The organism is Borrelia sp. A-FGy1 (assembly GCF_014084025.1).
In the GTDB taxonomy this organism is placed as follows: Bacteria; Spirochaetota; Spirochaetia; order Borreliales; family Borreliaceae; genus Borrelia.
The window spans coordinates 1-1502 of the sequence record NZ_CP043714.1 but is presented as its reverse complement, the minus strand read 5'-3'; the positions used below and the strand labels follow the sequence as shown (position 1 = coordinate 1502).

Here is a 1502-nt window from a genome sequence, read left to right as displayed (position 1 = left end):
TTATGTCTTTGCTTGCATCTTGCTCTATCTGTATCCTTGACCCTTAACACCTCATTATTAAAGGATATATCACATTTGTAAAAATAGCTTGTATTGTTTAATGCAAGCTAGAAAGCTAAGAGAAAAGTAAATAAGTGGGCTTGGTTAAAAAAGAGAATAAGAACTAGATTTACTTAAGTAGGTAAGTAAGTTTTCATTCTAAGGAGAGGAGTTAGTATGAAGATATATTTGTGTTTATGCAGTGTGCTTTTAGCAGCCTCTTGTAAGTTATTTTATTTAAATGTAGGGACTGGTCAAGCAGAAACAGAAAAGACTAGTGAGGCTGATTTTGCTCCTGCTCTTGATGTTGTTAAAGAAAAGAATGTAGGCAGCAAGCCTAAAGCTAAGCAGGAGAATAAGGCATTAGGCAAAGACATACTTGAAAAGATGGCAGAAGAGGTAAAGGAAGCAGCTAGTGCTGCTAAGGGAAAGGTGCTAGGTAGCAAGACAAAAGACGGTAGCAAAATACCAATAAGTGAAGTACCTTCTCTTGTGAGCCAGCTTAAAGAAACATCTAGAAAGATAGAGAAAGCTATCTCTGAATTAATATCTTTAGGATATAGTGCAGCAGACGCACTTAAAGATAATCTTAAGACAGGGATAAGCAGTATATGCTTGTTAGATCAAATATTAGAAGTAGCAAAAGAAAATGGCCAGATTAAGCTTGGAGATAATGAGTATGATCTGCGTGATAAGGTAAAGGGAGTAATAGAAGAATTTAAGAAAAAAGAAGAATGTCTTGTAGCATTTTCTCTTAAAGAAGGCCCAAAGAAAAACAGTGAAGTTATTAAGGAATGTGTATCTGGGTTAATGGGAAAAGTAGAAAGCCTTTTTGGTGATAGCAAAGGAAATGGCGATGGTGTTGCAGGAGAGTTGATGCAAGCAAGTAAGAGTGCAGAGAAACGGTTTAGCAAGCCATTAAGCTTAATAAGAGAGGCTGTGTGTGATATAACACAAGCATGCAAGCGACTTATTTATGACTTGTAAAGTAAAGAGTAGCAGGAGTTAACTGCTATTCCTTATTGTTTTTTTAAAGCTAAGCTTATGTTTTCTATAAAAATAGATGCCAGAAGTTTAACCTAGATTATAAGATAATCTAGGTTAAGGGGCTTTTATGCCTAGTCTAGTATAGCTATCAAAACTATCAAAGTATAATTTTGTAATTAGGAAATATAGAAATTTTTTAGTAGAAATTGATCTTGTAGTTAGAAGTGGACAAGTGAAGTAATGATAATGAATCTTTTTAAGATAAGAAACACTAATACTAAAAGATAACTTAGAAAGAACTTTGGTTTTGCTAATAGCTTTGCCAACCTATCTTGCTATCTAAAATGTGTGTTACTATTAATAGTAGATATTAAGAATGTTAAATATAGGTAATAAGAGTAATTAAATTGCAGTAAAGGAGGGTTATATGAGTAATCTTGCACATGAAGCTAAACCCAGATATGAGTATGTAAAGC

General features: G+C 33.6%; 1 protein-coding gene. It reads left to right on the top strand.

The window, feature by feature from the left end; translation table 11 throughout:
- Window positions 1–216 precede the first annotated feature (216 nt).
- The gene (locus F0310_RS05645; protein ID WP_182117986.1) at window positions 217–1026 is read left to right on the top strand and encodes a hypothetical protein; all 810 of its coding nucleotides are present in this window, start codon (window positions 217–219) and stop codon (window positions 1024–1026) included.
- Window positions 1027–1502 lie beyond the last annotated feature (476 nt).